Here is an 18,561-nt window from a genome sequence, read left to right as displayed (position 1 = left end):
CTATTCCGCGGCCTGAAGCGTGGTCGGGACCGGTGCGAAATCCTCCCGGAAGTGCTTCAATGCGCTGAGCACGGGGTAGGGCGTGAAGCCGCCGAGCGCGCAGAGCGAGCCGAATTTCATGGTGTTGCAGAGGTCCTCGACGAGCGCGAGATTCTCGCTCACGCGCTCGCCCTTGATGATCTTCTCGATGGTCTCGACCCCGCGGGTCGAGCCGATCCGGCACGGCGTGCACTTGCCGCAGGATTCGATGGCGCAGAACTCCATGGCGAAGCGCGCCTGCCTGCGCATGTCGACGCTGTCGTCGAACACGACGATGCCGCCATGGCCGATGAGGCCGTCGCGCGCGGCAAAGGCTTCGTAGTCGAACGGCGTGTCGAACAGGGCGCGGGGGAAGTAGGCGCCGAGCGGGCCGCCGACCTGCACCGCGCGGACCGGACGGCCCGTGAACGTGCCACCGCCGATGTCGTCGACGAGTTCGCCGAGCGTCACGCCGAAGGCGGTCTCGAACAGGCCGCCGTAACGGATGTTGCCGGCGAGCTGGATCGGCATCGTGCCGCGCGAGCGGCCCATGCCGAAATCGGCATAGGCCTTGGCGCCTTCGGCGAGGATGAAGGGAATGGCGGCGAACGACAGCACGTTGTTGATCACGGTCGGCTTGCCGAACAGGCCGTGATGCGCCGGCAGCGGCGGCTTGGCGCGCACGATGCCGCGGCGGCCTTCGAGGCTTTCCAGCAGCGAGGTCTCCTCGCCGCAGACGTAAGCGCCGGCACCGACGCGCACTTCGAGATCGAAGGCTCGCTTCGAGCCGCCGATATTCGCGCCGAGATAGCCGCCGCGCCTGGCCGCCATGATGGCCGCGTTCATCGCCTCGACCGCGTGCGGATATTCGCTGCGGATGTAGATGTAGCCCTTGGTCGCGCCGACGGTGAGGCCGGCGATGGTCATGCCCTCGATCACCAGGAACGGATCGCCTTCCATGATCATGCGGTCGGCAAAGGTGCCGCTGTCGCCTTCGTCGGCGTTGCAGACGATGAATTTGCGGTCAGCCCTGGCCTGGGCAACCGTCTTCCATTTGATGCCGGTGGGGAAGCCTGCGCCGCCGCGGCCGCGCAGGCCGGACGCGGTGACTTCGTCGAGGATTGCATCCGAGCCAAGCGAGAGAGCGCGCTCCAGGCCCCTGTAGCCGCCATGGGCGTGGTAGTCGTCGAGCGAGCGCGGGTCGATCACGCCGCAACGGGCGAAGGTGAGGCGGGTCTGGCGCTTGAGCCAGGGGATCTCGTCGGTCGCTCCCAGCCGCAAGAGATGCGGCGTGTTGTCGGCGAGCGCGGTGAACAGCGCGGGCACGTCGGTCTCGGTGACGGGACCGAAGGCGATCCGGCCCTGGGGCGTCGCCACCTCGACCAGCGGCTCCAGCCAGTAGAGGCCGCGCGAGCCGGTCCTGACGATCTCCACGGCAATGCCGCGCTTGGCGGCGGCCTGCTCCAGCGCAAGGGCAACCTCGTCGGCGCCGACGGAAACCGCACCGGCATCGCGCGAGACGTAGAGGCGGATGCTCATCGCTGCGCCTCCGCAATCAGCGCATCGAGGCGCTTCTGGTCGAGCCGGCCAATGAGGCGGCCATCGAGCATCGCAGACGGCGCAGTCGCGCACAGGCCGAGGCAGTAGATCGGCTCCAGCGTGACGCGATCGTCGGCCGTGGTGTTGCCGAGCGAGACGCCGAGCCTTGCCTCGGCGCGCGCAGCCAGCGCATCGCCGCCCGCAGCCTGACAGGCTTCCGCACGACACAGCTTCAGCACATGGCGACCGGCCGGCTTGTGGCGGAAATCATGGTAGAACGTGAACACGCCGTGGACCTCGGCGCGCGACAGATTGAATGCCTTCGCCACCATGGGAATTGCCGCCTGCGGCACATGGCCGAACGCCTCCTGAAGCGCATGCAGGATGACGAGGGTCGCGCCTTCCTGCCCGGCATGTTCGGCGATGATCTCGGCGCCGCGCGTCTCGTCCCAATCAAAAACCGCTGTCATTCTTCATTCTCAACCAGAGCGTTTCCTGCTCCCAAACTATTTGGAATCATTCGAAGATCAATAAAGCTGTCCCGTGCTGCGATTGCGAATTCGGATCGATTGAAGGGCGCGATCACTCGATTTCAAATTGCAATCGAAGCCGTTCTCGCAGGCGGTTTTTGCGTGTTGCGGAGGAGTGGGCGTGCTAGCTTGCATGCCACCACAGAATCCGAAGGGATAACCGGTTGATCGACAAGCTTGAACTGCTGCTGGCGCTGGCGAAGGAGCGGCATTTCGGACGCGCGGCGGAAGCCTGTGGCGTGACGCAACCGACGATGTCGACCGGGCTCAAGCAGCTCGAGGAGATCCTCGGCGTGATGCTGGTCCAGCGCGGCTCGCGCTTCCAGGGATTTACCCCGGAAGGCGAGCGGGCGCTCGACTGGGCGCGGCGGATCGTGGGTGATGCCCGCGCGATGCGCGACGAGATCAACGGGCTGAAGCATCAGCTCTCCGGCGAGATCCGCATCGCCGCGATCCCGACCGTGCTCGGCATGGTCGCCTCGCTGACGACGCCGTTTCGCGCCAAGCATCCCGAGGTGCGCTTCCGCATCCAGTCCACCACCTCGTCCGAGGTGCTGGGGCTGCTCGAAAATCTCGAGGTCGATGCGGGGCTCACCTACATCGAGAACGAGCCGATCGGCAAGGTGCGCACCATTCCGCTCTACAACGAGAGCTATCGCCTGCTGACCGCGCCGGATGCGATGTTCGGCGACCGCGAGACGGTGACCTGGAAGGAGGTCGGCCAGGTGCCGCTATGCCTGCTGACGCCCGACATGCAGAACCGCCGCATCATCGATCGCGCATTGCGCTCGGTCGGCGCGGAGGCGACGCCGACGCTGACCTCGAACTCGCTGCTGGTGCTGTTCACGCATGTGAAGACGGGGCGTTGGGCGAGCGTGATGCCGGCCAAGCTCGCCGAGACGCTCGGCCTGTCCGATACGGTGCGTTCGATCCCGATCGTCGACCCCGAGGTCAACTACAGCATCGGCATGGTGATCCCGCAGCGCGATCCGATGACGCCGCTGATCGCGGCGCTGGTCAATGTGGCGCGGGAAGTGGCGCCGACGCTGCAATTGTAGAGATCTACAGCGTGATGTGATCAGATCTGATTGCTGCACCGGCGGTGCGCTCCCTTGCCCGCTTGCGGGAGAGGGTTGGGGAGAGGGTGTTTCCGCAATGGGACAATCCCCTAGAGGAGAAAGCCCTCACCCGCGCCTTCGGCGCGACCTCTCCCGCAAGCGGGCGAGGTGTCCAAGCCGCGGCAACCGATTCAACCTAAAGCCACTCGAAGCTACAGGAAGCGCTACGCGGCAGCCGATATCCCGGACGCCGCCTTGATCGCGTCGCGCGGCAGGGTCACGCGGACGACGGTGCCGACATCGATCTTCGAACGCAGCCGCATCGAGCCGCCGTGGAGCTGCGCCAGCGAGCGGGCGATCGCGAGGCCAAGGCCCGAGCCGTGATAGGTCTTGGTGAGCTGGCTCTCCACCTGCTCGAACGGGCGGCCGAGCCGCGCCAGCGAATGTGGCGCGATCCCGATGCCGGTATCGGCGATCATCAGCACGATGCTGTCCTCGAGCTGCCGGCTGCGCACCACGATGCGCCCGCCCTCGGGCGTGAACTTCACGGCGTTGGAGAGCAGGTTGACGATGATCTGCTTGGTCGCGCGGCGGTCGGCGACGACGGAGATGGGTTTTGCGATGTCGGCGTCGAGCGTCAGGCGCTTGTCCTGCGCACGGCCGGTGACGACCCGCAGGGACTCCACAAGCGTCTTCGAGAGGTCGAGCTCTTCCATGTCGAGCTTCATGCGGCCGGCTTCGATCTTGGACATGTCGAGGATGTCGTTGATGACCTCGAGCAGATAGTGGCCGCTGGTCAGGATGTCCTGGCAGTACTCCTGGTATCTCTCGCTTCCGAGCTCGCCGAACATGCCCGAGCCCATGATCTCGGAGAAACCGATGATGGCATTGAGCGGCGTGCGCAGCTCGTGGCTCATATTGGCCAGAAATTTCGACTTGGTCTGGTTGGCTTCCTCGGCGCGGGTCTTCTCGCGCTGGTACTTCTCGGCGAGGTCGGCGAGCTCGATCGCCTGGCGCTCCAGCGCGGCCTGCGAGCGCTTCAGGTCGATGACGGTGGCACGCAGGCGCAGGTCGTTGTCGACCAGCTTCTGCTCGTGCTCCTTGATGCGGGTGATGTCGGTGCCGACCGAGACGTAGCCGCCATCCTTGGTGCGGCGTTCGCTGATGTGCAGCCAGCTGCCGTCGTCGAGTTGCGCCTCGAAGGTACGCGCCCCCGGGCCCTGGGCGGCGGTCTCGTTGTGGCGGGTGCGCACCTCCGGCATGCGGCCGACCTCGAGCACGGTCTCGTAGGAGGTGCCGGGAATGACGGCCGTATCGGGCAGCCGGTGCAGACGCTGGAAGTGCGAGTTGCAGAGCACGAGGCGATCGCTCGCATCCCACAGCACGAAGGCTTCCGGAATGGTCTCGATTGCGTCGCGCAGGCGGAGGTCGGCTTCCACGGTCCTTTCCGCGAGGCTCTTCTGCTCGGTGATGTCGACGGCGATCCCGATCAGGTGCACGCTGTCATCAGTCGCCCCGCGCGTCTTCTCGCAGCGCACGCGGAGCCAGATCCAGTGGCCGTCGACATGCTGCATGCGGAAGGTCTGGTCGATGTGGTCGATCTCGCCGGAGATGAGCTGGTCGGCGATCGCGAACAGGTCGATGTCGTCGGACTTCACCAGCGCGTTGACCTCGCCGAAGGTGAGGAGCTCGTGGCGGCCGTCGAGGCCGAGCATCGAGAACATCGACTGCGACCAGAAGATCCGGCCGCGCGACAGATCCCAGTCCCACAGCCCGCAGCGGCCGCGGTTGAGCGCGGTGTCGATGCGGCCGCGCACGGCGTCGTTGATGATGTCGCCCTCGCGGGCGCGGGTCGACTGCCAGTGGAAGGCGAAGCCGAGGATCAGGACGACGAAGCCGGTGGTCGCCGACAGCGTGACCGAGAGCGCGGCGTCCGATCCCCAGATCGGCTCGTTGCGCTCCTGGATCAGGGTGACGAAGCCCGGCAGCGACTTGATCTGCCGCGAGGTCGCCATCGCTGCGTTGCCGCTCGGCAGCGTCAAGTCGGAGACGTTGCCGTCGCTTGGCGGCGCCGCCATCAATTGCGCGGCCGTGATCGCGTCGAGCAGGCGGTCGTTGCCGACGGAGTCGTTGTCTGCAGGGATGCGGGCGAGGATACGGCGGTCGACGCCGGCCGAGGTGACGATGACATGGCGGCCCGAGGCCGTGCCCCAGGACGGGATCAGATCCGGCAACAGCGCCTGCAGGCTCTCGATGTTCTTCAGCCGTTCCTGCCGCGCCGAGGTCAGGCGGTCGATGCGCTCGGCGAGCAGGTCGGCGAGGGCCGAAATGTCGTGGCTGATCACCAGCCGCTTCTGCCGCGTCTGGTCGACCACCTGCACGAATGCGCCCAGGCAGATCGTGATCAGGAATGCGATGATGAGTGTCGGCACGGCGCGGCGCAGCGCCGGCTCCGCGATCAGGAGCCGATGATAGGCAGGTTTCGCGATCGATTGCGCCAATCCCTTGATCGAATCGGATTGGACGCATGCGTTCGCGGCGTCTGCACGCGACATGCCTTCGGCCCCCTGAAAACCAGCTTGCAACTGAAGCTCGGAAGCAGCCCCACGTCGCTTCCGAATCACACTGATTTGAATCCAGTTTTCGCGGGCTGTCGAGAGTCAACGAATCGTTAACGCGAAATTATTCTTATCCAACGCGCAGTTTATGCATCGGGTGACCGCAAACGCGCGCGCGCGAGGAGTCCGAAACGAGAACGTGCGACTCCCCGCACGTTCTGCATCACGCGCGTGGCGGTTCGGCGTGACTGATCACGCGCTTCACGCTCGGGAACGCACGCCGCAACGCGCGCTCAATCGCGTCGACATGCTCGTGCACCTTGATCACGCTCATCGACGGTGCCGCGCGGCAGTGGAAATTGACGATCTCGCCGGCGTCGGTGTTGCGGACACGCACATTATGGATGTCGTGGATCTCGCCTTCGCCGGCGAATTCGGCCAGTGCGGCGGCGATGGTCTGCACCCGTTCCGGTGCGGCGTCGACGCCGAACGGCAGTTCCGGTTCCAATGGCTCGATGTGAACGTCGACCTCGACGTCCTCGCCGAACTCCTCCTGGATGTTGCGCTCCAGCGTGTTGGCGACATCATGGGCGGCTTCGAGCGGCATGTCGGCGTCGACCTCGAGGTCGATGCTGACGGTCAGCTTGGCGCCGAGATCGTGCACCGTGACATGGTGAACAGCGAGGCCCGAATTGTGCGCGATCACCATGATGCGGTCGCGCACGGTCTCGTTGTTGCGTGCGACGGGGACCGCGGTGAAGGTGAGGTCGGCGTCGCCGAACGCCTTGTCCACGGCGATTTGCGCGTTGCGCTTGATCTCCTCGACGCGGTCGATCGGATAGGTTCGCGGCACCTTTGCGATGGTGTCGATGAACGTGGTCGCTCCGACCATGCGCACGCGCAGCCGGTCGACGTCGATCACGCCCGGTACGCCGCGGATCGCGGCGGTGGCCTTCTCCTGCGCGCCTTCCGGGGCGCGGTCGACCAGCGTCTGCACGGTGGAGCCCGCCATGCGCAGCCCGAGCAGGGCGATCATCACGGCAACCGCTGCGGCCGCCGCCGCGTCGCCCCACCAGAAGCCGAGACCGGCGAGGATCAGGCCCACGATCACGGCGAACGAGCCCATCACGTCGGAGGCGAAATGCAGTGCATCCGCCGCCAGCGCCTGGCTCCTGGTCTCCCGCGCGGCGCGGTGCAGGGCGCGGGCGCGCCAGAGATTGACGGCGATATCGATCACCAGCACCACGAACGGCACGGCCGAAATGGTCGGCGGCGGGGTTCCCTCGCTCAGCCGGCTATAGGCCTCGACCAGGATGCCGCCGGCAAGCACGTAGAGCAGGGCGGTGACGCCGAGCGCGGAGACGCTTTCCAGCTTGCCGTGGCCGTAATGGTGCTCGTCGTCCGCGGGCTTGTCGGACACCCGCACCACCGCCCAGGTGATGATGGTCGCGACCAGGTCGATCGAGGAATGCAGGGCCTCGGAGATCAGCGCCAGCGAGCCGATCGCGATCCCGACCGCGAACTTGGCCACCGCCATGCCGCCACTGGCGAAGATCGAGATCGCGGCGACCGAGGTTTTATTGTGCTGAGAGGCCATGGCGGGGATTTAGCAGGGCGTGGGTGAACATCAAGCGACGATCCACAGCCGTAGTCGCGAGTGACTTGCAGGAGCGATCCCCAGACGCCGTCATGCCCGGGCTTGTCCCGGGGCACCCACGTTCTTCTGCGCAGGGGGTAAAGACGTGGATGGCCGGGTCAAGCCCGGCCATGACGAGGGGAGAGAGCGTCGCTCCGCTCCTGTCTCGCTGCCGCAACCTTCACAGCGTCACGACGATTTTCCCCAGATGCCTGTTCGCCTCCATGTGCTCGAACGCCTGATCGATGTCGTCGAACGCGAACACCTTGTCGATCGGCAGCTGCAGCGTGCGTGATTCCACTGCGCCCCAGACGTCCTTGCGGACCTCCTCGAAGATCTCCCGGACCTCCTCGATGGTGCGGGTGCGGAAGGTGACGCCGACATAGTCGATGCGGCGGGCCGCATGCAGGTCGAAATTGAAGTCGGCGTGGGTGCCGCCGAGCCGGCCGACATTGACGATGCGGCCCTTGATCTTCGTCGCGGCAAGGTTCTGGCTCGCGACCTTGCCCGAGACCTGGTCGACGATGAGATCGACGCCTTCCCCGTTCGTCGCCTTCAGCACCTGGTCGACCCATTGGGGATCGGAGCTATCGACGGCGAGATCGGCGCCATGGTCCTTCAGCCGGCTGCGACGAGCGGCATCGGTCGACGAGCCGATCACGAGCTTTGCGCCCTTGAGCCTTGCGATCTGCATCGCCATCAGGCCGACCCCGGAGCTCGCGCCCTGGACCAGCACGCTCTGGCCCGGCTGCACACCGCCAATGGTGACGACGGCGTTGTGCATGGTCGTGAGCGCGACGGGGAGAGTGGCGGCCTCCTCGAAATTCATGTTCGAGGGGGCGTGGAATAGCCGGCCGTGATCAGCCAGCGTATATTCGGCAAAGGCAGCGCCGCCCGAGCCCATGATGCGGTCACCGACCTTGACGCCCTTGGCATTCGGCCCAAGCTCGGCGACTTCGCCGGCCCATTCCATGCCGAGCACGGTGCCGATGCCGCCAGACGCCCCATGGGCGTGCCCCTTGCGCATTATGGTGTCGGCGCGGTTCAGGGCGCTGGCGCGGACGCGGACCAGCACCTGCGTGCCCTTGGGCTGTGGTTGAGCGACATCGGAAATCGTAGCGCCACCAGGGCCATAGACGTAAGCCTTCATGAATTACTCTCGTTTCTTGCGGTGACTATTCCGCGGCTTCACGTTGCGGATGAACGATCATGCCCTCCAGCCTGCCGCGGATGATCGCTTCCGCCTCGCGCACGATGCGGGAGACCAGTTCGGCGCAACTCGGGATGTCCTGGATCAGGCCCTGTACCTGGCCGGCCGACCAGATGCCTTCGTCGGAATCGCCGGTGGCATAGACCATCTTGCCGCGGGCGCCGGCGACGAGCTCGCGGATGTCCTCGAACTTCGCGCCCTCCTTCTCCATGGCGACGACCTTGCTCGAGATCGCGTTCTTCGCCACACGCGAGGTATTGCGCATGGTGCGGAAGATCAACTCGGTCTCGCGCTCGTCATTGGCGACGATCTTCTCCTTGATGAGCTGGTGGATCGGGCTCTCCCTGGTGGCCATGAAGCGCGTGCCCATGTTGATGCCGTCGGCACCCAGGGCCAGCGCCGCGACGAGGCCACGGGCGTCGGCGAAGCCGCCCGAGGCGATCATCGGGATCTTGATCTTGTTGGCGGCGGCCGGGATCAGGATCAGGCCGGGGGTGTCGTCCTCGCCGGGGTGGCCGGCGCATTCGAATCCGTCGATCGAGATGGCATCGACGCCCATTCGTTCGGCCGAGAGCGCGTGGCGCACGCTGGTGCATTTGTGCACGACCTTGACGCCGTGCTTTTTGAACTCGTCGACATGCTCCTGCGGCTTGTTGCCGGCGGTCTCGACCACCTTGATGCCGCTCTCGATGATGGCGGCGCGGTATTCGGCATAGGGCGGCGGCTTGATCGCGGGCAGGATGGTGAGATTGACGCCGAACGGCTTGTCGGTGAGGTCGCGGCAGCGCGCGATCTCCCTGGTCAGGTCCTCCGGCGTCGGCTGGGTCAGCGCGGTGATGAAGCCGAGCGCGCCGGCATTGGCGACGGCAGCGACGAGCTCGGCGCGGCCGACCCACTGCATGCCGCCCTGGACGATCGGGTGCTCGACGCCGACGAGTTTGGTGAACCGTGTCTGCAGCATGATGTGTTTCCCCCGCCTGCGTTGGCGCTCTGTTATCGGTTGATGGCCGGAGGATGCCGCCGGGGGTGGCAAATGTCTATTGCGGGGGTGTGCGGTAGGGGCGGGGCGTCATGCGGGCGGCGGGGGCGATTCCGCGAGGCGGATAATTCGGATGGCCTCGTGTCCCGGACGCGCTGCAACGCCCATAGCGCGTCGAAGACGCGCGTGAACGCGCTTATGGCGTTGCGGCGCAGAGCCGGACCCACATTCCGCGAATGCCTTGAAAGATGGGCCCCGGCTCTGCAGCGCATCGTCGAAGGGACGCTGTGCTGCGTCCGGGGCACGGATAACTGAGGCTCCGGCTACTCCGCCGACAGCCGTACCATCTGACGGCCGCCGTTCATTTCCTTGAGGCGGTTGACGAAGTTTTCCGGGCGTTGCCAGCGGTTGGGGACCTCTAGGCCCATGAACTCGGCGATATCGCCGATGAAGCCGGTGCAGTTGGCAGTCTCGGCGTTCCACACCGGCGAGTTCGCCTGCAATTCCTTGATGTAGGCGAACACGCGCTTGGCGTCCGCTTCGTTCAGATAGACGCGATAGCTCGCGGTCAGATATTCCGGATCGAGATCGCCGTAGCTCGCGCCAGTCTCGGACGGCACAAAGGTGATGTGACCGAGCACGTAAGCGAGCGTGTCGCCGGCCGGCGTGAGCCCTGCGACCTCCACGGCGCGCTCGCTGGTCTTGCCGTACCAGACGAAGGCATGGCCCCAGCTCGCGGCGGTACGCGCGCGGAAGTCGACGTAGTAGGGGCCTTTCTCCGCGCGCGCGACGGAGCGCCGCGATTGCGGCTGAGGTCGCGCGGCGGTGTCGGTCGTGGCAAGCGCGTTCGCGTCGGCAACGCGCTTGTTTGCCTGGTGGGCCGAGGCCGAGGGCGTCGTGCACGAGAGCATGGCCGCAAGAGCGAAGCCCGCGAGGATGCAGGATCCCGATCGATCAGCTTTGTTCGTCACGCGACACCCCTTGACTGTCGGCTGCTACGCAGATCTGCGCGTATTCCGTTGCGCGTCAGTAGCGCGCTGCGACCGGGCCGGGCGCCTTGCCGATCGGGGCTTTTCCAACCGGGCTCTTTCCAATCGGCATTTTGCCAATCGGCGCCTGTTCGGCCGGATAGACCGGCACGGGCTGCCGGCGCGGCAGATCCGCAGCGTTCGCAGCCGTCGCCAGAGCAAGCGTAGCACCGAGAGCAAATACAATCTTCTTCACAGTCATATACCCCTGAAGGTTTGGTCCAAACACGGCACCGCCGTGCCCCCAGACACGCCTCGCAGAAGGGCGGCCGAATGCGTCCAAGTTGCGGCGGGCGCGGGACATGTTGGCGGCATATGCCAGGCGCGCGCAGATGTGATGTGTCCGAATGTTTCGGAGATGAACACGCGCTGCGGTTATCGTTTCCGGGAGATGTTCGAGCGCATCTTGTCGGCAAACCAGACCACGAAGATCACAACGAACGAGAGAGCGAAGTAAAGGGCCGTCCACAAAAGCGCATTGCCGGCATTCGTCATAGCGTCCTCCCTTGCATCAAGGGAAAGGATACCGGTGGCCGCGACGGCCGATTTGCGCCGGATCAATTTTGTTGCGCTGCGGGGCGGTTACAGCCGAAACTCGTTGGTCAGCTCGCCGATGCCGTCGATCGCGACGGTGACCGTGTTTACCGGCTCCTTCATCACGCCGACGCCGACGGAAGTGCCGACGGCGATGAGGTCGCCGGGCAGCAGGGTCATGTCATGGGAGATACTGCTGACCAGCTCCTGAGCGCTGAAGATCATGTCCGAGATCGGATAGTTCTGCCGCTCCGCGCCATTGAGGATGGTACGGACCACGAGCCCGGCCGGATCGATGCCGGTCGCGATGACAGGGCCGAACGGGCCGTAATCGTCGATGCCCTTTGCGCGGGCCCATTGCGGGAAGGTGGGGTCGCGCGTCAGGATGTCGTTGGCGGTGATGTCGTTGACGCAGGTGTAGCCGAAGATGAAGCTATCCGCTTCTGCGGGTGACACGCGCGCGCAGGCCTTGCCGATGACGATGCCGAGCTCGCCCTCATAGGTTGTCTTGCCGTCGTAGGAGGACGGGCGGCGGATCACGGCGCCCGGTGCGGCGATGCTGGTGGTGGCCTTCAGCAGGTAGAGCGGCTCCGGCGGCTCGGGTTGGTTGAGCTTTGCCGCGAGCGCGTGGAAATTGTTCCAGAGCGCGACGATCTTGCTGGGCGCGCAGGGCGCGAGCAGCTCGACCTCCGACAGCGACAGCGTCTTGCCGGTAGCGGTGCTGCGGCCGAACATCTCGCCTTCATGCACGCTGATGCCTGATGGGCTCAGCGTGCCGAAGCCGGTCATGCCATTGCTCCGGAAGCGGAGCCACTTCTTGATCTCGCTCGCCATCATGCCACCGCCAGTGCGCGCGGATCTGATGGCGTCGAGACCCCGTCATAGAGGCCGGCGATGCGGGCGCGCTGGGTCACCATCGCCAGCACTGAATCGAGGGCGGGCGTGGCGATCCCGGTAAGGCGGCCCATCTCCTGCACCACCGTGACGAGCGGATCGATCTCCATCGGGCGGCCGCGCTCGAGATCCTGGAGCATCGAGGTCTTGTGGGCGCCGACCTTGCGGGCGCCCTCGATGCGGCGCTCGACGTCAACGCGGAACTTGACCCCGAACGTCTCGGCGATGGCTTGCGTCTCCACCATGATCGCGCGCGACAGTGCGCGCGTCGCCGGATCGGTGCAGATCACGTCGAGTGTGGCGTGGGTCAGCGCGCTGATCGGATTGAAGCAGACGTTACCCCACAGCTTGAGCCAGATCTCGTCCCGGATGCGGTCGAGCACCGGCGCCTTCAGCCCGGCGGCGACGAACAGGTCGGCGAGACGCTGCACGTCATCGGTGATCTCGCCGGAGGGCTCGCCGAGCGGAAAGTTGTTGCCGTAGACGTGGCGGATCACGCCGGGTGCCTCGATCTCGGTGGCGGGATAGACGATGCAGCCGATGGCGCGCTCGGCGCCGATTTCGCGCCACTGCCGCCCGCCGGGGTCGATGCTCTCCAGCGTCGAGTTCTCGTATTGCCCGCCGTGCTTGTAGAAGTACCAATAGGGAATGCCGTTGACGGCCGTGACGATGCGGGTGTGAGGCCCGAGCAGCGGCCGCATCTTCTCGATCACGCCGGTGATCGAATGCGCCTTCAGCGTAATGATGATGAAATCCTGCACGCCGAGCTCGGCGGGATCGTCGGTACAGCGCGGATACACGGTGTGCTTCTCCTCGCCCGCGAGCAGCGTCAGGCCGCGCTCGCGCATCGCGGCAAGGTGCGGGCCGCGTGCGACCAGGCTGACATCGGCGCCCGCGCGCGCGAGCTGAACCCCGAGATATCCGCCGATCGCGCCGGCGCCGTAGATGCAGATCTTCATGAAATCCTCGCGGGACCTATTTGGCAGTTGGGTGGACCGATCGTGACACAGGTTCGCTGCACCTCTCCCGCTTGCGGGAGAGGTCGGCGCGCCCCGGGCGATGCGAAACATCGTCCCGAGCGCGGCGGGTAAGGGTTCTATCCTCCTGGGGAGTCTCGCTGGCGCAGGCAGCCCTCTCCCCAATCCTCTCCCGCAAGCGGGAGAGGAGGCGCAGCTCTTCCGTAGCTGGACGTGAGGCGCCGCTTTAGGCTGCGGCTTGCGGCGTGCCGTTGAGGGCCTCGTCGACGGCCGCGGCGATGTCGCGCATGCTGATGACGGAGATGAGGCTGTAATCGTCGATCACGGGCAGATGGCGGATGTGATGACGGTTCATCAGATGGCGGACGTGCTCGATCGGATCCGAGGAGGTGCAGGACACCAGCTGCTGCACCGAAACGAGCTGCGAGACCTTGACATTGACGGCATTGGCGCCGTGCTCGGCGACGGCGCGTACCACGTCGCGCTCGGTGAACATGCCGACCGCGGTGTTGCCCTCGGAGCGGACCACGTCCTTCACCACCAGCGCGCTGATGTTGTTGGCGCGCATCAGCTTGGCCGCGATACCCACCGTTTCGTTCATCCGCACCGTGACAACGCGCGGCGTCTTCTTGCGCAGAATGTCTCCGACCAGCATTGCAACCTCCCTGGGTGAGTGACGGGAGAAGTGTGGTATACATAATGCCAATCGTCAAGCGCTGGATTTGGCTGATCCGAAAAATCTTGCGACAGTCATACTGACGTTTGTCGTGGGCCAAAAAAGAAAAAGGGGCGCATCGCTGCGCCCCTTCTCAAGCATGGACATCCGTGGGGTGCTTACGCCGTCTCGGTTTTGGCAGTGCCGGTGGCGGCCTTGATGCTCTCGGCTTCCTTGCCAAGGATGAAGGAGCGGCGCAGCGGTTTGATCACGAGCAGCGCCGTCAGTGCCGCCGTTGCGTTCAGCGCCACCGCGACCACGAACACGGCCTTCCAGCCATAAGCGGTGGAGATCACGCTTGCGAGCGGGACGAGCAGCGAGGCCGTGCCCTTGGCGGTGTAGAGCATGCCGTTGTTGGTGGTCGCGAACTTCGCACCGAAGGTGTCGCCGCAGGTCGCGGGGAACAGCGAGTAGATCTCGCCGAACACGCCGAAATAGACCGCGGTCGCGAGCACGAAGATGGTCGGCAGGTGGCCATAGGCCGACAGCGTCAGCAACATCAGGGCAGCGGTGCCGAAGGCGATGAACATGGTGGGCTCGCGGCCGATCGTGTCGGAGACCCAGCCGAAGAACGGACGCCCGAAACCATCGAAGATGCGATCGAGCGAGATCGCGAACGTCAAGGCCGCCATCTGGAAGCCGGCGAGCGTTACCGGACTATTCGCGATCTTGTAGTCGTGCGCGATCGGGGCGATCTGCGCCGCGGTCATCAGGCCGCCCGAGGCAACCATCACGAAAACGAGGTACATCACCCAGAAAACAGGGGTGCGCAGCACCTGCGGCGGGGTGAAGTCGATCTTGGTCTGCGGCAGATTGAGCTGCTTCTTCTTCGGCGGAATCGAGATCCGCGGCGGCTGGATGAAGAAGGCGAGCACGAACACGACGACGCCCTGGCCGATGCCGAAGGTGAGGAATGCGTGCTGGTAGCCGCTCGAGGCGATCATGCTCGCGATCGGAACGATCGTGAGCGCGGCGCCTGCGCCGAAGCCGGCGGCGGTCGCACCTGCCGCGAGACCGCGACGGTCTGGAAACCATTTCAGCGCGTTGCCGACGCAGGTGCCGTACACCGCGCCCGCGCCCAGGCCGCCGATGATCGCGGCCGCGTAGAGCAGGGTGAGGCTGTCGGCATAGGAGTTGAGAATCCAGGACAGCGCGATCATCGTGCCGCCGAACATGACGACGATGCGCGGGCCGTATTTGTCGACGAACCAGGCCTCGACCGGCACCAGCCAGGTCTCGGTGACCACGAAGATGGTGAAAGCGAGCTGGATCGCGGCGCGTCCCCAATGATGGGCGGCGTCGATCGGATCGACGAACAGCGTCCAGCCATATTGCAGATTGGCGATCATCGCCATGCAGACGATGCCCATGCCGAGCTGGAGCCAGCGGAAGCCGGTGCGAAGCGGCGCGGCGGTGACGGCGCCATCCGGGCTGGAAATCATCAGAACCTCCCAACGCGCCTGTCTGTCGTACATCAGATCGACAAGGTGACCTGATGTCGCAAATATTGTGTCTTATCGTCGCAGGCGTCGTCCGGAGATTGGTATACGATATTCCAGATTGCAAGCCCTATCTTGGCTCCGAGTTCACAAAATGCGGCGGGTTCAGGCCGCATCCCGTCAATCGCGGCGGTCTTCTGCCAAACGAAAACGCCCGGCCGTGAGGCCGGGCGTCGTGCTCGCGTGAACTGCGGTGGAGCGGTCAGATGGTCGATTTCGCGACCACGACCTTGCGCCAGGGTTTCAGCACTGCGATCGCCAGCAGCGACGCCAGGATGTTGGCGCCGGCAGCGATGATGAACACGGCGTCCCAGGTGCCCGACGATTGCTGCATGTAGTTGGCGATCGGCACCAGCAGCGCGGCGGTGCCCTTGGCGGTGTAGAGCAGGCCGGCATTGGTGGTCGCGAACTTGGCGCCGAACGTGTCGGTGCAGGTCGAGGGGAACAGTGAGTAGATCTCGCCCCAGGCGAAGAACACGAAGCCCGAGAGCAGCACGAACCAGACCGGATCGTGGCCCCAGAGGTAGAGCATCCAGATGCCGAAGCCTTCCATGCCGAAGGCGATGAACATCGTATTCTCGCGCCCGATCATGTCGGAGATCCAGCCGAAGAACGGACGCGTCAGCCCGTTGAGCACGCGGTCGATCGTGGCCGCGAAGGTCACCGCCGTCATCGTCACCGCCATCAGCGTCACCGGCACGCTGTCGACCTTCCAGTCGACCGCGATCGGCTTCAGGTTCGCGGTGACCATCAGTCCACCCGCGCCGACGATCACGAACATGAAGTACATCAGCCAGAAGATCGGCTGGCGCAGCACTTCGGTCGGCTGATAGTTGCGCCGGGTCTGGATGATATTGGCATTCGCCACCACGTTCGGCACCTGGCCCGCTTTCGGCGCGAGCAGGAAGAAGGCGAGGATGCAGATGATGATGCCTTGCCCGAGGCCGAAATAGAGGAAGGTGGTCTGGAAGCCGCTGTCCTTGATCATGGCCTGGATCGGCGCGACGGTGAGCGCAGAGCCTGCACCGAAGCCCGCGGCGGTGATGCCGGCGGCAAGACCGCGCTTGTCCGGAAACCATTTCAGCGCATTGCCGACGCAGGTGCCGTAGACGCCGCCGGCGCCGATGCCTGCGATGATCATGCCGAGATAGTAGCCGTTGAGCGAGGTGGCCTGCGCGTTGATCGCCCAGCCGATGGCGCAGAGCACGCCGCCGACCAGCACGACGATGCGTGGGCCGTATTTGTCGACGAACCATCCTTCGACCGGTACCAGCCAGGTCTCGAACAACACGAAAAGGGTGAAGGCCCACTGGATCGATGCGCGATCCCAGCCGAACGTCTTCTGGATGTCGGGGACGAAGAACGTCCAGCCGTATTGATAGTTGGCGATCATCACCATCGCCATCACACCGATCGCCAACTGCGCCCAGCGATACGCATCGCTTACGCGTGCGGCACTGGGGGCCGCTGCCGACTGCACCATGTCCGTCATAAAAACCCTCCCGAATGCGCCGATCATTTTTATGCATGCGCTGCCCGCATCCTGGTATTCATTATGCCAAGATTCAAGCAGAGGACGGGAGGTGCGGCGAAATAACGCGGGCTTGTTCAGATGCGCGATGAGGGCCGGCTTGTAAAGCCCCAATCGCAGCCGGCACACGCGCGGAAGTGTCGGTCGATCCTGATCAAGTAATTGATTCAGCTTTTATTTTCGTGTTGTCCCGACGCCGCAAGACCGCTGTTGAAAGCCCGTGCGGTTGGGGCCCCTCCACGCGCGCGCTGCCGACGCGCGGTCCGTCGCTGACCACGCGATTCCTGGAATTCTATATTCCAGAAGTCCGACCTGCGGCAATTTGGCGTTGGCGATGATGGCGCGGGTCGCTCGTCACGCCATCGACGTGCGCAGCCGGCTATAGCCTTCCTGGATCGCGGACCAGAACAAGGCGACCAGACCGAGCGCCATGATCGTGCTGACGAGGCCGTTGGAGAAGAACACCCCGAGCGATCCCTGCGATCCCAGCAGCGATTGGCGGAACGCTTCCTCGGCCTTGTCGCCGAGCACGATGGCGAGCACCAGCGGGGCGAGCGGGTAGTTGCACTTCTTCAGGAGATAGCCGAGCACGCCGAACACCAGCATCAGCATCACGTCGAAGGTGCTGTTGTGGACCGAATAGGCGCCGATCGCGCACAGCACCAGGATCAGCGGCGCGATGATGCCGAAGGGCACGCGGAGGATCGCGGCGAAGATCGGCACGCAGGTGAGCACGACGATGAGGCCGGCGAGGTTGCCGAGATACATCGACGCGATCAGGCCCCAGACGAACTCCTTCTGCTCGACGAACAGCATCGGGCCGGGCTGCAGGCCCCAGATCAGCAAGCCGCCGAGCAGGACGGCGGCGGTGGGCGAGCCCGGCACGCCGAGCGAGAGCATCGGCAGCAGCGCGGCGGTGCCTGCGGCATGCGCCGCCGTCTCCGGCGCGATCACGCCTTCGATCTCGCCCTTGCCGAAATTGTTGCCGCGTCGCGACAGGCGCTTGGCGATACCGTAGCTCATGAAGGAGGCCGGCGTTGCGCCGGCGGGCGTGACGCCCATCCAGCAGCCGATCAGGCAGGAGCGCAGCGAGGTCATCCAATAGGCGGGCAATTCCCGCCAGGTCTGCAGCACCACCCGAAGATTGATGGTGGCGTTGCCGCCGCGGAACGCCAGCCCTTCCTCCATGGTCAGCAGGATCTCGCCGATGCCGAACAGGCCGATCACGGCGATCAGGAAGTCGAATCCGTTGAGCAGCTCCGTGATGCCGAAGGTCAGCCGCAACTGTCCGGTGATCGAATCGAGGCCGACCGCCGCGAGCGCGAAGCCCATCATCATCGCCGCGATGGTCTTGAACGGTGGCTCCTTGCTGAGGCCGACGAAGCTGCAGAAAGCGAGGAAGTACACCGCGAACTTCTCCGCCGGACCAAATCGCAGTGCGAAGCCCGCAACGAGGGGCGCGACGAGCGTGATCATGATGACGGCAAACAGCGCGCCCACGAAGGAGGAGGTGAAGGCGGCGGTCAGGGCTTCGCCGGGTCTGCCCTGTTGCGCCATCGGATAGCCGTCGAAAGTGGTCGCCACGGACCAGGGCTCGCCGGGGATGTTGAACAGGATCGAGGTGATGGCGCCGCCGAACAATGCGCCCCAATAGATGCAGGACAACATGATGATCGCCGACGTCGGCGGCATGCTGAAGGTCAGGGGAAGCAGGATCGCGACGCCGTTGGCGCCCCCCAGTCCCGGCAGCACGCCGATGATGACCCCGAGCGTGATGCCGATGATCATCAGCATGATGTTGTAGGGCTGCAGGGCGACCGCGAAGCCGTGAAACAGATTGGCCAACTCTTCCATA

15 protein-coding genes are annotated in these 18,561 nt (G+C 65.1%); 1 reads left to right on the top strand and 14 read right to left on the bottom strand.

Translation table 11 applies throughout. From position 1 onward, the window contains the following. Together XH96_RS26560 and XH96_RS26555 are read right to left on the bottom strand one after the other, a co-directional pair. Positions 1 to 1,557, bottom strand: a complete 1,557-nt coding sequence (locus XH96_RS26560) for an NADH-quinone oxidoreductase subunit NuoF (protein ID WP_194388368.1) — start codon at positions 1,555 to 1,557, stop codon at positions 1 to 3. Then, positions 1,554 to 2,027 (bottom strand): formate dehydrogenase subunit gamma, encoded by a 474-nt coding sequence (locus tag XH96_RS26555; RefSeq protein WP_194388367.1) that lies wholly within the window; start codon positions 2,025 to 2,027, stop codon positions 1,554 to 1,556. The genes XH96_RS26560 and XH96_RS26555 overlap by 4 nt, the downstream gene beginning before the upstream one ends. Positions 2,028 to 2,251: 224 nt before the next feature. On the opposite strand from XH96_RS26555, the gene XH96_RS26550 reads away from it, so the two are divergent. Then, the gene (locus XH96_RS26550; protein WP_028181570.1) at positions 2,252 to 3,145 is read left to right on the top strand and encodes a LysR family transcriptional regulator; all 894 of its coding nucleotides are present in this window, start codon (positions 2,252 to 2,254) and stop codon (positions 3,143 to 3,145) included. A gap of 224 nt (positions 3,146 to 3,369) precedes the next feature. Here XH96_RS26550 and XH96_RS26545 read toward each other — a convergent pair whose 3' ends face one another. From XH96_RS26545 to XH96_RS26490, 12 genes are all read right to left on the bottom strand, one after another. Next, positions 3,370 to 5,700, bottom strand: coding sequence for a PAS domain-containing sensor histidine kinase (locus XH96_RS26545; RefSeq protein WP_194388366.1), 2,331 nt, complete (start codon positions 5,698 to 5,700; stop codon positions 3,370 to 3,372). A gap of 226 nt (positions 5,701 to 5,926) precedes the next feature. Continuing rightward, entirely contained in the window at positions 5,927 to 7,300 is a 1,374-nt protein-coding gene (locus tag XH96_RS26540; protein ID WP_194388365.1) for a cation-efflux pump, read from the bottom strand. 220 nt (positions 7,301 to 7,520) lie between these two features. Then, positions 7,521 to 8,489, bottom strand: coding sequence for a zinc-binding dehydrogenase (locus tag XH96_RS26535; RefSeq protein WP_194388364.1), 969 nt, complete (start codon positions 8,487 to 8,489; stop codon positions 7,521 to 7,523). Between the two features lie 25 nt (positions 8,490 to 8,514). Next, the gene (locus XH96_RS26530; protein WP_194388363.1) at positions 8,515 to 9,510 is read right to left on the bottom strand and encodes a nitronate monooxygenase family protein; all 996 of its coding nucleotides are present in this window, start codon (positions 9,508 to 9,510) and stop codon (positions 8,515 to 8,517) included. A gap of 341 nt (positions 9,511 to 9,851) precedes the next feature. Next, positions 9,852 to 10,499: a hypothetical protein gene (locus XH96_RS26525; RefSeq protein ID WP_194388362.1), complete on the bottom strand. Its 648-nt coding sequence runs from the start codon at positions 10,497 to 10,499 to the stop codon at positions 9,852 to 9,854. Between the two features lie 55 nt (positions 10,500 to 10,554). Beyond that, entirely contained in the window at positions 10,555 to 10,758 is a 204-nt protein-coding gene (locus tag XH96_RS26520) for a hypothetical protein (protein ID WP_194388361.1), read from the bottom strand. A 380-nt stretch (positions 10,759 to 11,138) separates the two neighbouring features. Next, positions 11,139 to 11,927 carry a fumarylacetoacetate hydrolase family protein gene (locus XH96_RS26515; protein WP_194388360.1) on the bottom strand — a complete coding sequence of 263 codons (789 nt, stop codon included), beginning with the start codon at positions 11,925 to 11,927 and terminating at the stop codon, positions 11,139 to 11,141. Then, entirely contained in the window at positions 11,924 to 12,943 is a 1,020-nt protein-coding gene (locus XH96_RS26510) for a 2-dehydropantoate 2-reductase (protein WP_194388359.1), read from the bottom strand. The genes XH96_RS26515 and XH96_RS26510 overlap by 4 nt, the downstream gene beginning before the upstream one ends. A 244-nt stretch (positions 12,944 to 13,187) precedes the next feature. Beyond that, complete coding sequence (locus XH96_RS26505; protein WP_028180493.1) at positions 13,188 to 13,616, bottom strand: CBS domain-containing protein; 429 nt, start codon at positions 13,614 to 13,616, stop codon at positions 13,188 to 13,190. A 179-nt stretch (positions 13,617 to 13,795) separates the two neighbouring features. Continuing rightward, positions 13,796 to 15,118: an oxalate/formate MFS antiporter gene (gene oxlT, locus XH96_RS26500; RefSeq protein WP_194388358.1), complete on the bottom strand. Its 1,323-nt coding sequence runs from the start codon at positions 15,116 to 15,118 to the stop codon at positions 13,796 to 13,798. 259 nt (positions 15,119 to 15,377) lie between these two features. Continuing rightward, positions 15,378 to 16,667 (bottom strand): oxalate/formate MFS antiporter, encoded by a 1,290-nt coding sequence (oxlT, locus tag XH96_RS26495; RefSeq protein ID WP_194388357.1) that lies wholly within the window; start codon positions 16,665 to 16,667, stop codon positions 15,378 to 15,380. A gap of 393 nt (positions 16,668 to 17,060) precedes the next feature. After that, a complete protein-coding gene (locus XH96_RS26490) occupies positions 17,061 to 18,560 on the bottom strand; it encodes a tripartite tricarboxylate transporter permease (RefSeq protein ID WP_194388356.1) in 1,500 nt (499 codons plus the stop codon). Between the last annotated feature and the right edge of the window lies 1 nt (position 18,561).

It is taken from the genome of Bradyrhizobium sp. CCBAU 51765 (assembly GCF_015291725.1).
Lineage (GTDB): Bacteria > Pseudomonadota > Alphaproteobacteria > Rhizobiales > Xanthobacteraceae > Bradyrhizobium > Bradyrhizobium liaoningense.
The sequence above is the reverse complement of the archived record's forward strand: the minus strand, read 5'-3'. Positions and strand labels throughout refer to the sequence as shown.

Excerpts from the sequence above, each read along its gene's own strand:
- XH96_RS26560 (WP_194388368.1), bottom strand. The coding sequence starts at position 1,557 with ATGAGCATCCGCCTCTACGTCTCGCGCGATGCCGGTGCGGTTTCCGTC.
- XH96_RS26555 (WP_194388367.1), bottom strand. The coding sequence starts at position 2,027 with ATGACAGCGGTTTTTGATTGGGACGAGACGCGCGGCGCCGAGATCATC.
- XH96_RS26545 (WP_194388366.1), bottom strand. The coding sequence starts at position 5,700 with ATGTCGCGTGCAGACGCCGCGAACGCATGCGTCCAATCCGATTCGATC.
- XH96_RS26540 (WP_194388365.1), bottom strand. The coding sequence starts at position 7,300 with ATGGCCTCTCAGCACAATAAAACCTCGGTCGCCGCGATCTCGATCTTC.
- XH96_RS26535 (WP_194388364.1), bottom strand. The coding sequence starts at position 8,489 with ATGAAGGCTTACGTCTATGGCCCTGGTGGCGCTACGATTTCCGATGTC.
- XH96_RS26530 (WP_194388363.1), bottom strand. The coding sequence starts at position 9,510 with ATGCTGCAGACACGGTTCACCAAACTCGTCGGCGTCGAGCACCCGATC.
- XH96_RS26520 (WP_194388361.1), bottom strand. The coding sequence starts at position 10,758 with ATGACTGTGAAGAAGATTGTATTTGCTCTCGGTGCTACGCTTGCTCTG.
- XH96_RS26515 (WP_194388360.1), bottom strand. The coding sequence starts at position 11,927 with ATGATGGCGAGCGAGATCAAGAAGTGGCTCCGCTTCCGGAGCAATGGC.
- XH96_RS26510 (WP_194388359.1), bottom strand. The coding sequence starts at position 12,943 with ATGAAGATCTGCATCTACGGCGCCGGCGCGATCGGCGGATATCTCGGG.
- XH96_RS26505 (WP_028180493.1), bottom strand. The coding sequence starts at position 13,616 with ATGCTGGTCGGAGACATTCTGCGCAAGAAGACGCCGCGCGTTGTCACG.
- oxlT (WP_194388358.1), bottom strand. The coding sequence starts at position 15,118 with ATGATTTCCAGCCCGGATGGCGCCGTCACCGCCGCGCCGCTTCGCACC.
- oxlT (WP_194388357.1), bottom strand. The coding sequence starts at position 16,667 with ATGACGGACATGGTGCAGTCGGCAGCGGCCCCCAGTGCCGCACGCGTA.
- XH96_RS26490 (WP_194388356.1), bottom strand. The coding sequence starts at position 18,560 with ATGGAAGAGTTGGCCAATCTGTTTCACGGCTTCGCGGTCGCCCTGCAG.